This window comes from Acinetobacter lactucae (assembly GCF_013344765.1).
Taxonomy (GTDB): domain Bacteria; phylum Pseudomonadota; class Gammaproteobacteria; order Pseudomonadales; family Moraxellaceae; genus Acinetobacter; species Acinetobacter lactucae_A.
This window is the reverse complement of the sequence record NZ_JABVBF010000001.1, coordinates 44,707-61,418: the sequence shown is the minus strand read 5'-3', so window position 1 is coordinate 61,418 and position 16,712 is coordinate 44,707. Positions and strand designations below refer to the sequence as shown.

At 38.7% G+C, this 16,712-nt stretch carries 19 protein-coding genes and 1 pseudogene; 5 read left to right on the top strand and 15 right to left on the bottom strand.

All coding sequences use genetic code 11. The features are described from left to right. Positions 1–22: 22 nt before the first annotated feature. From HUN22_RS00310 to ppx, 5 genes are read right to left on the bottom strand one after another with little or no spacing between them, the layout of a single operon-like run. Positions 23–592: a YggT family protein gene (locus HUN22_RS00310; RefSeq protein WP_016142164.1), complete on the bottom strand. Its 570-nt coding sequence runs from the start codon at positions 590–592 to the stop codon at positions 23–25. Between the two features lie 21 nt (positions 593–613). Continuing rightward, positions 614–1,450 carry a pyrroline-5-carboxylate reductase gene (gene proC, locus HUN22_RS00305; protein ID WP_005804294.1) on the bottom strand — a complete coding sequence of 279 codons (837 nt, stop codon included), beginning with the start codon at positions 1,448–1,450 and terminating at the stop codon, positions 614–616. Next, positions 1,425–2,825 (bottom strand): tRNA lysidine(34) synthetase TilS, encoded by a 1,401-nt coding sequence (tilS, locus tag HUN22_RS00300; RefSeq protein WP_174726079.1) that lies wholly within the window; start codon positions 2,823–2,825, stop codon positions 1,425–1,427. Before tilS ends, proC begins: the two co-directional genes overlap by 26 nt. Beyond that, positions 2,762–3,583: an acetyl-CoA carboxylase carboxyltransferase subunit alpha gene (locus HUN22_RS00295; RefSeq protein WP_016142167.1), complete on the bottom strand. Its 822-nt coding sequence runs from the start codon at positions 3,581–3,583 to the stop codon at positions 2,762–2,764. Before HUN22_RS00295 ends, tilS begins: the two co-directional genes overlap by 64 nt. A gap of 18 nt (positions 3,584–3,601) precedes the next feature. Next, positions 3,602–5,122, bottom strand: a complete 1,521-nt coding sequence (gene ppx / locus HUN22_RS00290) for an exopolyphosphatase (protein WP_087089891.1) — start codon at positions 5,120–5,122, stop codon at positions 3,602–3,604. 276 nt (positions 5,123–5,398) lie between these two features. Here ppx and trxA point away from each other — a divergent pair, with 276 nt between their 5' ends. Both trxA and rho read left to right on the top strand, forming a co-directional pair. Next, positions 5,399–5,725 (top strand): thioredoxin, encoded by a 327-nt coding sequence (trxA, locus tag HUN22_RS00285; RefSeq protein WP_174726078.1) that lies wholly within the window; start codon positions 5,399–5,401, stop codon positions 5,723–5,725. 322 nt (positions 5,726–6,047) lie between these two features. Further along, positions 6,048–7,316: a transcription termination factor Rho gene (gene rho / locus HUN22_RS00280; protein WP_016144371.1), complete on the top strand. Its 1,269-nt coding sequence runs from the start codon at positions 6,048–6,050 to the stop codon at positions 7,314–7,316. 192 nt (positions 7,317–7,508) lie between these two features. Here the strand turns inward: rho and HUN22_RS00275 are convergent, their stop codons facing one another. After that, positions 7,509–7,634, bottom strand: a complete 126-nt coding sequence (locus HUN22_RS00275) for a hypothetical protein (protein ID WP_174726077.1) — start codon at positions 7,632–7,634, stop codon at positions 7,509–7,511. Between the two features lie 94 nt (positions 7,635–7,728). Between HUN22_RS00275 and HUN22_RS00270 the strand changes: the two genes are divergently transcribed. After that, a complete protein-coding gene (locus HUN22_RS00270; protein ID WP_086264983.1) occupies positions 7,729–7,968 on the top strand; it encodes a hypothetical protein in 240 nt (79 codons plus the stop codon). A 144-nt stretch (positions 7,969–8,112) separates the two neighbouring features. Here the strand turns inward: HUN22_RS00270 and HUN22_RS00265 are convergent, their stop codons facing one another. Genes HUN22_RS00265 through pheS form a run of 3 tightly spaced genes read right to left on the bottom strand, consistent with a single transcriptional unit; the run spans position 8,113 to position 11,800 of the window. Continuing rightward, positions 8,113–8,409 carry an integration host factor subunit alpha gene (locus tag HUN22_RS00265; protein ID WP_000126166.1) on the bottom strand — a complete coding sequence of 99 codons (297 nt, stop codon included), beginning with the start codon at positions 8,407–8,409 and terminating at the stop codon, positions 8,113–8,115. Beyond that, positions 8,406–10,787: a phenylalanine--tRNA ligase subunit beta gene (gene pheT / locus HUN22_RS00260; RefSeq protein WP_174726076.1), complete on the bottom strand. Its 2,382-nt coding sequence runs from the start codon at positions 10,785–10,787 to the stop codon at positions 8,406–8,408. The genes HUN22_RS00265 and pheT overlap by 4 nt, the downstream gene beginning before the upstream one ends. A 32-nt stretch (positions 10,788–10,819) precedes the next feature. After that, positions 10,820–11,800: a phenylalanine--tRNA ligase subunit alpha gene (pheS, locus tag HUN22_RS00255; RefSeq protein ID WP_174726075.1), complete on the bottom strand. Its 981-nt coding sequence runs from the start codon at positions 11,798–11,800 to the stop codon at positions 10,820–10,822. Positions 11,801–11,958: 158 nt separating this feature from the next. Here pheS and HUN22_RS00250 point away from each other — a divergent pair, with 158 nt between their 5' ends. Further along, positions 11,959–12,951: a hypothetical protein gene (locus HUN22_RS00250; protein ID WP_174726092.1), complete on the top strand. Its 993-nt coding sequence runs from the start codon at positions 11,959–11,961 to the stop codon at positions 12,949–12,951. A 3-nt stretch (positions 12,952–12,954) separates the two neighbouring features. On the opposite strand, the gene HUN22_RS00245 is transcribed toward HUN22_RS00250, so the two are convergent. The 5 genes and pseudogenes from HUN22_RS00245 to HUN22_RS00225 all read right to left on the bottom strand — a co-directional run bounded on the left by HUN22_RS00245 (position 12,955) and on the right by HUN22_RS00225 (position 14,929). After that, the gene (locus tag HUN22_RS00245; RefSeq protein ID WP_174726074.1) at positions 12,955–13,458 is read right to left on the bottom strand and encodes a GNAT family N-acetyltransferase; all 504 of its coding nucleotides are present in this window, start codon (positions 13,456–13,458) and stop codon (positions 12,955–12,957) included. A gap of 57 nt (positions 13,459–13,515) precedes the next feature. Beyond that, positions 13,516–14,072: pseudogene (locus tag HUN22_RS00240) on the bottom strand (NADAR family protein). Positions 14,073–14,163: 91 nt separating this feature from the next. After that, complete coding sequence (rplT, locus tag HUN22_RS00235) at positions 14,164–14,523, bottom strand: 50S ribosomal protein L20 (protein ID WP_000124858.1); 360 nt, start codon at positions 14,521–14,523, stop codon at positions 14,164–14,166. Between the two features lie 11 nt (positions 14,524–14,534). Then, complete coding sequence (gene rpmI / locus HUN22_RS00230; RefSeq protein ID WP_002054552.1) at positions 14,535–14,729, bottom strand: 50S ribosomal protein L35; 195 nt, start codon at positions 14,727–14,729, stop codon at positions 14,535–14,537. An 11-nt stretch (positions 14,730–14,740) separates the two neighbouring features. Further along, positions 14,741–14,929 (bottom strand): hypothetical protein, encoded by a 189-nt coding sequence (locus HUN22_RS00225; RefSeq protein WP_174726073.1) that lies wholly within the window; start codon positions 14,927–14,929, stop codon positions 14,741–14,743. A 38-nt stretch (positions 14,930–14,967) separates the two neighbouring features. Here HUN22_RS00225 and nreB point away from each other — a divergent pair, with 38 nt between their 5' ends. Beyond that, positions 14,968–16,218 carry a nickel resistance MFS transporter NreB gene (gene nreB / locus HUN22_RS00220; RefSeq protein WP_174726072.1) on the top strand — a complete coding sequence of 417 codons (1,251 nt, stop codon included), beginning with the start codon at positions 14,968–14,970 and terminating at the stop codon, positions 16,216–16,218. Positions 16,219–16,258: 40 nt separating this feature from the next. On the opposite strand, the gene HUN22_RS00215 is transcribed toward nreB, so the two are convergent. Continuing rightward, positions 16,259–16,687, bottom strand: a complete 429-nt coding sequence (locus HUN22_RS00215) for a YqaA family protein (RefSeq protein WP_087089903.1) — start codon at positions 16,685–16,687, stop codon at positions 16,259–16,261. Positions 16,688–16,712 lie beyond the last annotated feature (25 nt).

Here is a 16,712-nt window from a genome sequence, read left to right as displayed (position 1 = left end):
ACAGCCCTTTTTTTGCGTTAACTTAAAGTCCCGTTAAAAGAACTTTAGCCACTTCATTCATTAAAATCTCGGCAATATAAAGCGCCAAAAACGCCAAAATTGGAGATAAGTCAATCATTCCCATATTAGGTAATATACGACGGAATGGCGCGAGTAATGGTTCAGCTAAATCTTGAATTACTTCAATATAAGGTGAACGCGATTGAGTGAACATCACCACCCAACTCAAAATGATTGTTGCAAAAATTAAATAACGACAGAAACGAATCAAATCTTGAATCATCGTCACAAATGTCAGAATCACTAAATGAACCGGACTATTTGGCATAGAACCAGAAAGATACATCACACCGAAAATTTTCAGTAAATATAAAATAATTAAAAGAACCAACGCAGCCAAATTAAATCGGCCTTTTGCGACCGTTGGAAAAATTCGGCCAAAAATATCAACAATCTTAGTCGCCTTTACGGTCGATAAAACCACAGGATTATAAGGACTTACTGCCGCTAATTGCATTAAAAAACGGAAAAAGACCAATAAAATTGCGACATTAATTAAAATTCCAAAAATTAGCGCAGAATTTGCACCCATAGTTGTCTTATCCTATTTAAGCTATTTCGCACTGTCACTCAATTCTTGAGCCAATTCTTGACTACGCTTCTGTGCAGCAGCCAATGCAGATTGAATATTTTGGGAGATTTGTGCACGGTCAAAAACTTCAAGTGCAGCTTGAGTTGTACCATTTGGTGACGTTACGTTCTTACGTAGTTCAGAAGGAGTATTTGAACTGGTAATTGCCATTTGAGCTGCACCTAATGCCGTTTGAAGAGTCAACGCAGTTGCAACTTTTTCATCAAGCCCTAAATTTTTACCCGCACGAATCATACTTTCCATGAGATAGAAGAAATATGCAGGACCAGAGCCAGAAACCGCTGTTACTGCATCAATTTGAGCTTCGGAGTTTACCCAAATTGTTAAGCCTGTGGCTGCTAAAATCTGACTTGTTAATTCACGATCTGAAGTACCTACTACATCATTTGCATAGATACCATGCGCACCCGTCTGAACTAGAGCTGGTGTATTTGGCATAACTCGAACAATTCGGTTGCTATCAATTAAGTTTGATATCGTTTGGATTTCAGCACCAGCAATAATTGAAATAACCAATTTATCTGATAACAGTCCTTTTAAAGGACGTAAAACAGTCGCCAAAACTTGTGGTTTTACTGCCAATACAACGACATCAGCATTTTTAATTGCAGCTACATTATCTTGTGTCACATGGACTTCTTTTTCTTGCAATAGTTGGCGGATTTGCTCAACAGGATCTGAAACGGTAATACGTGTTGGCGGTAAACCTCTTGAAATGAGCCCACCAATCAAAGCTTGGGCCATATTACCACCACCAATAAAACAGATATTACTATTTACTGCACTTGTCATAACCATATTCGCCATTTACCAGATTACAAGAATAAGAAATTAAATCTGGTTGCCATCCTCCTTGCTCACAATACGGAGACTGAGCCAACCAAAATCCTTTCGGTGTAAAAACCCCAAGCATAACATTATCTACGACTAATATTTGAATTGTATGACGAAGCCAAGGCAAAATATGTGCCTCTTGAATTGCTTTTTTTAAAGGCCATTGCCCAACTCGACCATATAAATGGATTTTTTCCCCACCTTGTCGTCGAATTATTTTTAAACTTTTATTTAATAAAGATGAAGATAACCCCATTTTTTTTTGTGTAATTTGAAAATATCCTGAAGCGTAATGCACTATTTCCCCCATTTGGAAATAATGCTCTGTCTCGGTTTCAACTGGGTTTAGTTTTTCTGCAAGAAAAACTTGCTTACTCAACCTATAAAGATGATGTTGATAACGAACATAATAAAACTGGTTCCAGTGTAATGCCGCTTGTGCATCAGACTTGGAATCAATCACTTCATTTTTTAAACGCTCAACCATTTCAAATGCGGGCCGGTATTGTCCCTCACCTTTCATCCAAACTGAAAGCAATTGACGCTGACGAGCAGAGGATAATTTTAATAGCTGAGTTAAATCCAAACATTCGTCCGTACCACAATTTTGCAAATCAACTTTTAAAACTTCTTCTAAAATTTCAGAAGCGTCTTGCATCAAATAACTGGTACGACTAAGGGCTTGTTGCATTTTTGGAAATCGGTTTTGTAAGAATGGCCAAAGTTCCTCACGCGACCATGCCCGATCATAATGAATATCATAATTTGTAGGGTCAACTACATACTCAATCTCAAGCTGAGTAGCCCATTCGACAATTTGCTCACGGGTCAAATCCAAAAAAGGGCGCCAAATTGTGATATCTACGCGATAATCAATAGCCTGCATAGCAGCTAGCCCATCAACACCTGCACCCGATAATAAGCGTAACATTACTGTCTCAGCTTGGTCTTGCTGATGATGAGCAAGCACTAAAATTTCATTGGCTTGCAAATGCTGCCGATAAGCGTGATAACGTGCCTGACGTGCTTGAGCTTCCAAATTACCGTCAGTAACTTGAACTTTTTGAATAATATAAGGAATATTTAAACTCGTGGCCTGTTTAGCAACAAGTTTACCCCACTCTGCACTTTTTGATTGCAGTTGATGATCTATGTAAATTACTCGGATCTTTTGAGGGAAAATCTGAGACATCAAATGTAGTAGCAGCATTGAATCCATGCCACCACTACATCCAATAAGAAAAGAACTATTTTCTGAAAACTCTTGAGCCTGCTTTAAGACGTGATGCCTAAATTTTCGCTGCCAAACTTCATTAAACGTTGATAACGTGCTTCGCATCGTTCATTTGCATCCATTGGTAGCAACTCTTCCAAAGCTTGCTTCAAAACTACTTTTAAGTTTTGCATGACTTGCTCAGGGTCTAAATGAGCCCCTTCACCTTCATCTACTACATATTCAACAATACCTAGAGATTGTAATTTATCTGCTGTCAAACCTAAAGCTTCGCTTGCTTGAGCTGCTTTTTCAGCAGTTTTCCACAAAATAGATGCACAGCCTTCTGGTGAAATCACAGAATAAATACTATGCGACAACATGATTACTCTGTCAGCAACACCAATACCTAAAGCACCACCTGAACCGCCTTCACCGAGTACTGTTGCAACAACAGGAACTTTCAAACTTGAAAGTTGAGCAAGACTCGTTGCAATTGCTTCAGCTTGTCCACGCTCTTCAGCACCAACACCTGGGTATGCGCCCATCGTATCAATAAATGTGAAAACTGGAAGATTAAAACGCTCAGCCATATCTAATAGGCGTTGAGATTTACGGTAACCTTCTGGGTTAGCCATACCGAAGTTGTGCTTTAATTTTTCACGGGTACTACGACCACGGTGTTGTCCAATGACCATCACAGGCTGACCATCAAAACGAGCAAGACCACCTACCATCGCACCATCGTCACCAAACAAACGATCACCATGCAAGGCATCAAACTCTGTAAAGATTTCACCGACATAATCTAGAAACTGCGGACGATCAGGATGACGTGCAATTTGAACCGTTGTCCACGCTTTGGACTGAGTAGCTTTTTTCATAGGTCGAATATTATCCCTTTAATCGATAAATTTTTCCGACTGAATATTCAATTCAATGTCCCAATGCTTAAACTGCTCTTGCTCATCATGCAAGTCGGCAACTAACAATGGCCATTGTTTGGCATCACCAGAAACACTAAGCTGCCATTGTTGATCATTTATGATGGTCAGTTCAATGGCAGGAAGCATCTGATCACTTCGACTATGGTTGAGTAAAACTGCTAGGCGAAGTAATAAACATAGATAAAGTAATTTATTTCCACCAGCCTTCAAAATTTCGTTTTTTACATCATTTCGCAATTTACGACGGTGGTGAGCAACCAAATGTGAAAGATGGTTTTGATCAATTTGTGAGAAACCCGGAATATCAGAATGCTGCAATAAATAAGCACCATGACGGTGATAACCACCATGGCTAATTGCCAAACCAATTTCGTGCAAATACGCAGCTCGACGCAGTAAGTCACTGTCTTCACTCGTTAAATTAAGCGACTCCGCAACACTATCAAATAATTGTTGTGCTGTATTCACAACTCGTTCTGCTTGTTTTGGATCTGCGTTATAACGACCCATTAAAGCCTGTACACTACGATCACGGATGTCTTCATGTTTAAAACGGCCTAATAGGTCATACATGACTCCTTCACGTAATGCACCATCAGAATATGCCAAACGATCGATTTCTAAAACTTCAAAAACTGCGTACAAAATTGCCAATCCGGCTGGCAAAACTGCTCGTCGGTCTTCTCGAAGTCCTTCAAAATCAATTTCAGAAATATTTTTAAACTTAAGTAATTTATCTTTGAGTTTATATAAACCATCTCGAGTGACATTTTCTTGTTCATCACTCAAGCCCATATTCACCATAATTTGGCGGCAAGCTTTAATGGTTCCACTAGAACCAACTACAGTATCCCAGCCTTCCATTTTATAAGTTGTTGCAATAGCTGAAAGTTCTTTACGCGCAGCAACTACTGCTTTATCAAAGGCTTTTTGTGTGATTTCACCATCAGCAAAGTAGGCTTTTGTATAAGCCACACATCCCATTTGCAATGACTCTGTGTAAATAGGTTCAAACTCTTCGCCAATAATGAACTCAGTAGAACCACCACCAATATCTACAACTAAACGTCGACCACCATTTGCCATGGTATGCGATACACCAAGATAAATCAGACGTGCTTCTTCTCGTCCAGCAATAATTTCAATAGGTTTAGGCAAAATTTCTGCCGCTTTTTGAATAAATTCATGACCATTTTTTGCTTGACGCAAGGCATTAGTCGCCACAATTCTTAAGCGATTTGGCTGAACAGAACTTAGTCTTCCAACAAAACGCGCCAAACATGCCAAACCACGCTGCTGAGCGGCTTCTGTTAAGTTTTTATTCTCATCTAAACCAGCTGCGAGCTGTACTTTTTCTGACATCGAAGCAACTTTTTTAACTTCACCATGGTCTACCCGTGCAATTGCAAGGTGAAAACTGTTCGACCCCATATCTATGGCGGCAAGTAATTCTTCATCAATCAGAAAGTCAGACATTATTGAACTAAACCCATAACAATTCACGCCTAGAGTAATTCACAAGAATGCAATTGAAAAGTCATTTTCATCAACAATTAGCTGTGAATTATATTTTTCTATTTTATAAGTTAATTGTACAAGTCGATGATGAATATCGTGAGCATCCATTAGACAAATTTAGTTAAGCCTTGAATAATAGCATCAAACCCTTACATTGAACTAAGTAGCTATGTAATACTGATAGAGATAATTTCTCCTGTAATAGCACTTTTTCTAAAAAATTGGAGCCGTACCATGTCTGCGACTATTGTAAATACAACTGATGATAACTTCCAAACAGATGTTTTAGATGCTGAAACACCTGTACTTGTTGACTTCTGGGCAGGATGGTGTGCACCTTGTAAAGCAATCGCACCTGTTCTTGAAGATCTATCAAGTGAATATGCTGGTAAAGTAAAAATTGTTAAAGTTGATGTAACTTCTTGCGAAGATACCGCAGTGAAATACAACATTCGTAATATTCCTGCTTTATTACTTTTCAAAAATGGTGAAGTCGTGGCTCAACAAATTGGTGCTGTACCTCGCTCTAAACTTGTTAGCTTTATTGATGAAAACGTTTAAGTCAAAATGCTAAAAAAGAAAATACGCTATACTTTTTTATAGCGTATTTTTTTCGGCTATAAATTGACAAATTAGCTAGGCTGGCTTATATTGCATGCTCAAGAGGCACTGAAGGGAATCATCTTCGTCCGGCTTCTTACAAGACACAAACATAAAGATCGCCACTCGGCAACAGAAATTGTTTTTTCACATTTCTCTTTGAAACAATTAATCAGACTTCTGAATTGTTATTGTGTAAATACAATTGCGATAATCTTTTTTGTATGCGAGCGATTTTTCTTCTTTTTAAACCACACTCTACTCTTTCCTAATTCTGACCCTTATGAATTTAACTGAACTCAAGAAAAAACCAATCGGCGAACTAATTAAAATTGCTGAATTTATGGGCCTGGAAGGTATGGCTCGTAACAGAAAGCAAGATATTATTTTTGCCATTTTGAAACGCCATGCGATGAATGGCGAAGAAATTTTTGGTGACGGCGTTCTCGAAATTCTCTCTGATGGTTTTGGTTTTTTGCGTTCTGCCGCAGGTTCGTATTTAGCAGGTCCGGATGATATTTATGTGAGTCCTTCACAAATCCGACGCTTTAACTTGCGTACAGGTGATACCATCACAGGTACTATTCGCCCTCCAAAAGAAGGTGAGCGTTATTTTGCGTTGCTCAAAGTTAACCAGATTAATTACGACACGCCAGAAAATTCTCGAAATAAAATTTTATTTGAAAACTTAACCCCCCTTTTCCCGACCGAACAATTGGTTATGGAATTAGGTAATGGTACAACAGAGGACTTAACTGCTCGTGTTGTCGATTTAGTTGCCCCAATTGGTAAAGGTCAGCGTTCTATTATTGTTGCACCGCCAAAAGCGGGTAAAACAATGTTACTTCAAAATATTGCTCAATCAATTGTTAGAAATAATCCAGAAGTATTCCTGATTGTTCTATTGATTGATGAACGTCCAGAAGAAGTAACGGAAATGGAACGTACCGTTCGCGGTGAAGTGATTGCTTCAACATTTGATGAAGCTCCAGCTCGCCATGTACAAGTTGCAGAAATGGTAATTGAAAAAGCAAAACGTCTTGTTGAACATAAAAAAGATGTTGTGATTTTGCTTGACTCCATTACTCGTCTTGCACGTGCTTACAACACCGTTATTCCCTCATCAGGTAAAGTGTTAACGGGTGGTGTGGATGCTCATGCATTAGAACGCCCTAAACGCTTCTTCGGTGCTGCACGTAATATCGAAGAAGGTGGTTCACTTACGATCATCTCAACTGCTTTGATTGAAACAGGCAGTAAAATGGATGACGTAATTTATGAAGAATTCAAAGGTACAGGTAACCAAGAGATTACGCTTGATCGCCGTATTGCTGAAAAACGCGTCTTCCCTGCCATGAATATTAAAAAGTCTGGCACACGTCGTGAAGAGCGTTTAATGGATGATGATAAATTACGTAAAGTATGGATCCTCCGTAAGCTCCTTCACCCTATGGATGAATTAGCAGCAATGGAATTCTTACTTGACCGTATGAAAGAAACCAAAACAAATGATGATTTCTTTGATCAAATGAAACGCAAAGCTTCCACTTAACTGATTAAATCTCTAATAAAAAGCCACTCAAAAGAGTGGCTTTTTATTTGGTTGACAGAATTTACACAAAAACACATTTTGCTCATTTTTATGTAAAATTATTTATAAGTTTTTGATAATAAATATTATTATCTAAAAAAAATTAAGTTTTTTAGTAGCTTACCTCTACCTTTTCCAATATATCCGAGCTAGTTAATTGTTTTTTTCTGTTAAAAAACAGTCTGTTTTTCTCTTTTTCATACATTTTTTTGACAGACGACAGTAGTATTTCAACATTTGCAGTGATAGCATAGCGGCAGACCAGTTAGACTGCTCCATGCGTTGTTACCTAGCTACGTTTTAGGAATAATAAAAGCAAAACAGTCCAACTTAGGTTTTTTTAATCTCAAATCTTTTTTGTGAGAGTGATGCCATGTTATTCAAAAAATTCGCTGTTGCTGCTGCTGTTGCTGCTACTTTAGCTTTCGTTGGTTGTTCTAAGAAAGAAGAAGCTCCTGCTGCTGCTTCTGAAGCTGTAGCTGCTGCTTCTGAAGCTACTGCTGCTGCTTCTGAAGCTGCTGTAGCTGTTGACGCTGCTGCTTCTGACGTTGCTGCTGCTGCTTCTGACGTTGCTGCTGCTGCTTCTGACGTTGCTGCTTCTGCTGCACACTAATCTATATTCTAGATTAGACGTGAAAAAAGAGGACATTTTGTCCTCTTTTTTTTACGTCTAAATTTTGATTTTCTAATATTAAATGACCCTATATTGATGCCAAATAAAATTATATAAAGCTATCTAAAATATAAAAAAAGCAGATCAATCGATCTGCTCATTTCCAACGCGTTGTCTAAACTTCTGACCCGCTCTGAAGGTCACTACACGGCGTGCAGAAATTGGAATTTCCTCGCCTGTTTTAGGATTACGTCCTGGGCGTTCGCGTTTATCTCTTAATTCAAAATTACCAAAACCAGAAAGCTTAACCTGCTCCCCGGCAATAAGCGCTTGGCTAATTTCGTCGAAGAACAACTCGACCATTTGTTTTGCTTCACGGCGATTTAAGCTGGTTAACTCACTTAAATGATCAGCCATGTCTGCTTTAGTTAATGCTGTCATGAGGCCCTCAATGTCGCTTGATAAGTGTTTTCCAACACTTGGATTATATTGTCCATACCAGATTTAATTTCAGCATCTTCAAGCGTACGTGAAGGATGTTGCCATAATAACGCAAACGCTAATGAGCGCTTACCTTCTTCGACACCCTGCCCCGTATACACATCGAATAACCATGTAGAGTCTAAAAGTTCTCCACCAGTTTGTTCGATTAACTGCTGAATATCTCTAACATTTATATTATCAGAGATTAAAAGCGCAATATCACGTCTAACTGAAGGAAAACGTGATAATTCTGTAAAATTAGATACATAAGATTGCAAAACAGCTGTTTGATCGAGTTCCGCAACCCATGTGGTACTTAAATCAAGTTCATTTTCTAGTGATGGATGCAAACGGCCTAGATAACCAATTGATTTACCGTCTACTAAAATTTCAGCTGATTGCCCTGGATGCAACCATGCACGCTCAGAACGTACATATTCAACACTTACACGACCAGCAGCCAAGATCTCCTCTATCTCACCTTTGAAATCAAAGAAATCCATTGGTTGAGGTTTAACATGCCAAGACTCTGGTTGTTGCGAGCCAACAGCAACCAAAGCCAAAGTTGGAATCTGTTTTAGATCTTCAATACTTTTAGCATCTTGATAATCGAAACGTAACCCTAATTCAAAGAAGCGAACACGGCTTTGCTGGCGGTTGAGATTATATTGTACGCAAGGGATTAAACTTGAAAGTAGAGTACTACGCATTGCAGCCAAATCACTTGAAATTGGATTTGCTAGCATTAATGGATTTACTTGTGGGTTTAATTGCTTTTCAAGTTTTGCATCGGCAAAGCTAAAGCTAATTGCTTCTTGATAACCTAAACTTACGATAGTTTGACGTAACTCTGCAATTTCAAAGCGGTCTTTGTATTTAGCTAATTTAACATCCATGCTTGGTAAACTAATTTGGATATTGTCATAACCATCAATACGCGCTACTTCTTCAATTAAGTCTTGGTAAATAGCCATGTCATAGCGATGTGACGGAGGGATTACACTCCACTCACCTTCAGCTTTAACAGTTACCTCACAGCCTAGTCGAGTTAAAGCATCAGCAATGAACTCACCCGCGACTTGATATCCTAATAATTGGTCTACCTGAGCCTGCTTAAGGTCAATTGCTTCACGTTTAGGAAGTAGATCAGTTTTTTCAGCTACAGTAATTGGGCCAAACTCACCGCCCGCCAATTCTTGAATAAGCTGAGAAGCACGATTCATTGCAATTAACGGTAATTCAAAATCCACACCGCGTTCATAACGCTGCGAAGAATCTGTGTGTAAACCAAAACGGCGAGCACGTCCAGCAATAGCAAGTGGCGCAAAGAAAGCACTTTCTAAGAAAATGTCAGTTGTATCATCGGTTACACTAGATGCTAGACCGCCCATAATTCCGGCAATTGCCAAAGCTTTCTGGTCATCAGCAATAACCATTATATCTTCTTTTAATTCAAATTCTTGATCATTTAAAAGCTGTAATTTTTCCTGCGGCTGAGCTTGACGCACATGTACAGTTCCTTCGATTTTAGCTAGATCGAAAGCATGCATTGGTTGGCCCAATTCCATGAGGACATAGTTCGTCACATCAACCAGAATACTGTGCGTGCGAATTCCTGAACGAGATAAAGCTTGCTCCATCCACTCTGGTGTTGCAGCTTTTACATTAACGTTTTTAACTACACGTCCTAAGTAGCGTGGAGCACCATCCGTGCTGATTACTACTTTTTTCTCATCAGTGATTGTCGCATCAACCGATTTGATTTCAGGCTCATTCATTTGTAGTTGGTTAATTACAGCGATTTCACGTGCAATTCCACGAATACTGAAACAGTCACCACGGTTTGGTGTAATGCTAATATCAATGATGTTATCATCAAGTTTTAGATATTCACGGATGTTTACCCCTACCGGAGCATCATCAGGTAGCTCGAGTAAACCATCGATTTTATCTTCTAGATCAATTTCGGAAGCACCACAAAGCATGCCTTGTGATTCAACTCCACGAAGTTTACCTTTTTTGATTTTAAAATCGCCGGGTAATACAGCACCAATTGTTGCAACTGGAGCTTTCATGCCCGCACGAACATTCGGTGCACCACATACGATTTGTAAAGGCTCACCTGAACCAATATTCACTGTTGTCACACGCAAACGGTCTGCATCAGGATGCTGCTCAACTGTTAAAACTTCGCCGACCACGACACCAGTAAATGGCTTTGCAACAGGCGCGAGTTCATCAACTTCAAGACCAAGCATGGTCAACTGATCAGACAATGTCTCGCTATCAATTGCCGGGTTAACCCATGTACGTAGCCAATTTTCGCTAATCTTCATCTTTATAAACCTTTTTTAATCCTGAAAAACTGTTAGGCAAATTGGCGTAAGAAACGCACATCATTTTGATAGAACATACGCAAATCATTAATGCCATAACGCAACATTGCAAAACGCTCTACCCCTAAACCAAAAGCAAAGCCTTTGTATTTATCAGGATCAATACCCGCAGCACGTAATACATTTGGATGTACCATGCCACAGCCTAATACTTCTAACCAACGTCCACGCTCATCCATGATATCTACTTCTGCACTAGGCTCTGTAAATGGGAAATAAGATGGACGGAAACGTACTTTTAAATCTTTCTCAAAAAATTCATTCAGTAGGTTAATCAATAAACCTTTTAATTCAGCAAAACTGGTGTTCTCAGCAACGTATAAACCTTCGATCTGATGGAACATTGGCGAATGCGTTTGATCCGAATCACAACGGTAAACACGACCTGGACATACGATACGAATTGGTGGCTCACTTGTTTCCATTGTACGAATCTGTACCCCAGAGGTATGCGTACGTAGTAGGTGAGTGGCATCAAAGTAGAAAGTATCGTGCATAGCACGTGCTGGATGGTGACCAGGAATATTTAATGCTTCGAAATTGTGATAGTCATCTTCAACTTCTGGACCAGTCGCAACTGTAAAACCAGCTTTAGTGAAGAACTGACAAATTCGTTCTTGTACCTGAGTAACAGGATGGACTGTACCAATACGTTGACCACGGCCCGGCAATGTAATATCAATCGTTTCACTTGCTAGCTTTTGTGCAAGTGCTGCCTGTTGTAATACCGCTTGACGCTCTGTTAATGCAGTATTAATTGTTTCTCGAACAGCATGAATCGCAGCACCTTGTACTTTGCGTTCTTCAGGGTCCATTTTCCCTAATGCTTTCGATTGTTCTGCAAGCTGGCTTTTTTTCCCTGTAAATTGCACACGCACCTGATCAAGTGCAACAAGGTCTTGAGCTGCTGCAATGGCAGCAAGCGCTTCTGTGGTCAGGGCTTCCAGTGACATATTAACTCTCAAAGCAACAAATTTAAAAAATATAATAAAACACTGCATTCTAACAGTTTTTCATCGAATTGATGAAGTTTATCCATCATGAAAAATGTATTAGGCAACAAAAAGATAAAACGTATAAGATAATAGCATCGTCAATGAGATCAACTATTATGGCGCTTAATCGGATTTGGAAACAACAACTTACGCTTGTGACATACGGTAATGAATACCTCCGTCAGAATTTAAGCTTTAACCAATGGCGACAACATCATATTTTCGACCATCATAGTTTTCAGTTTCGTGACTTAACTTCTCAACATTTGTTGGCCCAACACTTTCAAGTCTGGCTAGAAGCATTAAAAAAACAAGGCACCTCAAAACTCAGCTTACATTTATCAAGCCTTCTCAATGAAGAGCAAAATCCAAACGGTAATGTCGAGCTCTTACCTTATACTCATTTTATCGTGAGCCATCAGAATGATAAGAAGTTTGCTTGGATTTTTGGCCATGAGCTTGCCGAATGGTATAACAATGATAATGAGTTTGAAGCCCCTGCCTCACAAACCTGTGAGCTTCGTTTAGAAACTTTCTGGCGTTTTGAACTCAATGAAAAATTATCAAAAAAAATTGAAGCTGATTTAAAAAATCCGCTATGGCAAGAAATAGCTGATTTTATGGATAGTGAATTATTTCATAGTAAATATGCAGCAGGCTTTGAGGAACCAGAACTTCAAAATGTTCTTTTTGATGGTACAAATATTAAAAGCTTAGAGCCAAAACTTGCATTAATTCCTGAGAGTTATCCCGCAGATTATGCTCATCAACTTTTATCTCGTACTCAAGCATTAGCCGACTATTTAGAACAAAAGAAACGTAGTGCAAATGATCCTTTAGGAGAAGAGCTAGACCAAGAGCAACTCATCAATTTAAGAAACTTTACGCAAAAAACTGATGATTTGTTTGCCAAACTTATCGTAAAGGTTGCCAACCATTATCAGGCGGCTCAGATGGTGCCCGTAGTTAAAGCCTCTCCATTTGAGCAACCAAATGAAAATCCAAAGCATCTCAAGTCTCACCATCATAAAGGTAATGGTTCAGGCGTGATTAAGCTGATTGTTTTGACGATTATTATTTGTGCTTTGGCTTATTATTTTGGTCTTTAAAGATTAAAGCTCCCATTGATAAAATAGTTCTGTTATTTCGGGGCCGAACTCAGGTAGTTCGGTTCCCCCAATTAATTTGGCTCCCATTTTTTCATAAAAAAACCGGCTTGGATTTTTATTAAAAACTTCTAAACGAATAAAAGCATAACCTTGATTTAAAGCGCATTGATAGAACTTTTGGAATAACTCACGGCCTATGCCTTGTTTTTGAACTTCTCTTAAAAGATAAAAAGCAAGAATCTCAGCAATATTATTTTCCGGATTTAGATAACCATCGAGAAAGCCTTTTACTACACCCTTTTCAGTATAGATAAACAACTTATGATTAGGGCTTGTGGCTATTTCTTTCCATAAAAGTTCTTTATCTAATACTTTAAGCTCATCTAATATTTCTTGCTTAAGCATACCAGTATAGGTTTCTTTCCACCCGTTTACATGCACTTCTGCAATAGATAATGCATCATCTAAGGTAGCTATACGGATCTCTCTTTCGTTCAATGTTTTCAAACTACCTCCATACCTAAGTACTTCTCAAAGCTAAGCATTAATTTGTTTAATATAAACTTATTGAGTTAAAAGCAGCTCTCGAACATGCATTAAAGCAAAACCCAACAAATTTAGTCCTTGCCATAGAGATGGATCTTGGATATAGGGATGGTCTTGCGCCATACCAATACCCCAAATTTTATCGACTGGAGATACTTCAACCAAAATACAATCTTTCGTTGCTAATAAGAATTTTTTCAACTCAGGATGCTGTGAAAATTTAGCAAAATTCGCCTGCACCACCATGTCAAAACGTTTTTCTCGCCATATCTGTTCATCATAATTACGTACTTTACGACCTAGCTGTTTGGCTTCATTAGGATGTTTAACTTGCAAAATCCGTGCAAAATTTCTTCATCATTAAATATTTTTGCTTTTTGCGCCATCATATAATGCTCAGCAGTAAAGTATTCATCACCTTCCACTTTAAATTGCGCAGGAAACCACTGGCTAAAACAACTTTTATCAACAAGATCAGCTTGTTTAGGAGTATGCCCCCAGAAGTATAGATATTTGAATTGGTGACCTTGCTGTACTTTTTGAATTAAATCATTAAGAAATTTTTCGTCTTTCATCATTTATCTCTGATTATTATCTTTTTTAAATTAGGACCACTAAAAATAAAAAAAGACCGCTAAAAAGCGGTCTTTCTTTGAATCTCTAAGCTTATGCAGCTAATGCACCTTTAGCTTTTTCAGCTAAAGCAGCAAATGCTACTGCATCATGCATAGCGATGTCAGCTAATACGCGACGGTCGATGATCACTTGAGCTTTTTTCAAGCCATCGATCATACGGCTGTAAGACAAACCGTTTTGACGAGCACCAGCATTGATACGCGCAATCCATAAAGCACGGAATTGACGTTTCTTTTGACGGCGGTCACGGTAAGCGTATTGACCAGCTTTGATTACCGCTTGGAACGCTACGCGGTAAACGCGTGAACGAGCACCATAGTAACCTTTAGCGCGAGCAAGAATTTTTTTGTGACGACGATGAGCCACTACACCACGTTTTACACGAGCCATTTATAATCTCCTTAGATGTATGGGCACATACGACGAACTGAATTCATGTCAGAAACATGAACCATTACACAGCCGCGTAATTGACGGATACGTTTAGCAGATTTTTTGGTCAAGATGTGGCGCTTGAACGCTTGTTTACGCTTAAAACCGTTTGCAGTCGCTTTGAAGCGTTTAGCTGCACCACGGCGAGTTTTTAACTTAGCCATAGTAACCTCTTTTAGGCACCTGTTCGGCGCGATTGCACCATTGCAAAATCGACCTGCAGGTAAGGAAGCGCGTATTTTATAGCATGCTGACTAAAATTAAAACTATTAGTTACGGTTTTTATAGGTGCAAAGAAAGACTTTTCGATTTCAACTGTGGCAGCGATATCAATAATAAATAAAGCACCTGGGCTTTTTTCCATTTATAATACGATCAAATTATCAACATATGATATTCCCAATGCAGAAACATGATGCATTTGCCGCCTTACGCTATAGAGATTTCTCAATTGTTACGATTAATCAATTTTGCTTAACTTTAGCAATTCTGATTCAAGAAATTATTGTTGCTTACTCACTCTATCGAATCACCAAAGACCCACTGACTCTAGGTTTAATAGGACTTGCTGAAGCCATTCCTTTTATTGCGCTTTCTCTTTGGGGTGGCTATTTTGCAGATAGGTTTAATAAACAAATTATTATGAAAATCTGTTTGTTTTTTTCGGTTCCTCTTCCTTTAGTTCTTTGGTTGCTATTCCATCTGCATGGTTTAGGTCATATCAGCGTAAATTTCCTTTCTTGGGGTATTTATGCTGTTATTTTTGGCTTAGGTACTATACGTGGGTTTTACAATCCTTCTGCAACATCTTTAAAGCCATTTTTAATTCCCCGTGAGCTGTATGCAAATGGTGCAACATGGACGACAATTGGTTGGCAAAGTGGTGTAATTATTGGACCTATGCTTGGTGGTTTTATGCTGGCCTATTTAGGCCGAGAAACCAGCCTATTTAGTGTTGCGACGTTACTGGGCATTTGTTTTATATTAATTAATTTACTGCATAAGCGTAGTTTTCCTAAAATAGAAACTGCGAATGTTTTAGAAAGTTTAGGAGATGGTTTTCGTTTTATCTGGAAAACCAAAATTGTTCTTTGGGCGATTTCTCTTGATTTAGCTTCTGTTCTATTTGGTGGAGTCATCGCGTTATTGCCAATTTTCGCAGAAGATATTTTGAAAGTTGGTCCAGAAGGACTGGGATATTTGCGTGCGGCACCATCTATTGGTGCGCTCGTCACTATGATTGCTTTGACTCGTTTCCCACCAACTCAGCATGCATGGCGTAACATGTTACTTGCCGTAGCCGGTTTTGGAGTATTCACCATTTTATTCGCCTTCTCGAAAAATATGTGGTTATCTCTATTTGCACTGGCGATGACAGGTGCTTGTGACAGTATTTCGGTTGTAGTTAGACAAACTATTTTGCAAATTTTCCCGCCAGAAAATATGCGTGGTCGCGTAGCTGCTGTAAACGGAATGTTCGTTTCATCAAGTAATGAGCTTGGTGCATTTGAATCAGGTTTGGCAGCAAAATATTTGGGAACGATTACAGCAACTATTTTTGGTGGTTGTATGACTTTGGTCGTTGTTACTTTCTGTTGGCTAAAAACCAATGACTTATTTAAAGTCGATATTACTAAAAGCTCAGAAGACTAATGAATTCATTTTAATTTAAGCATCTTCGGATGCTTTTATTTTAAATAAAATCTGTAATCACCCAATAAATAAAAATATAACGCCCAGCCTTCGCAATCAAAACTATAATTAAAAAGCGCCAAAAATTTTCTTTGAATAAACCAGCAACTAAAGTAATTGGATCTCCAATCACTGGTGTCCAACTTAGAAGCAGCGAATAAAATCCATACTTATGATAAAAACGTTGAGCTTGTTCTAAACGTTTTTCAGAAACCGGGAACCACTTTTTGTGTTTAAACTGCTCTATTTTTAAACCTAGCCACCAGTTCACACACGAGCCCAGTACATTTCCGAAAGTGGCGATAGAAATTAGAAGGAAAGCAGAATGTTCTTTTTTTAATAACAAGGTGGCGAGCACAGCTTCGGATTGTAACGGTAATAATGTGGCCGCCCCAAAAGCACTCAAAAAAAGTAAAAAGTAACTTAGCATATTAAATTAGACCAAATCACCTTTC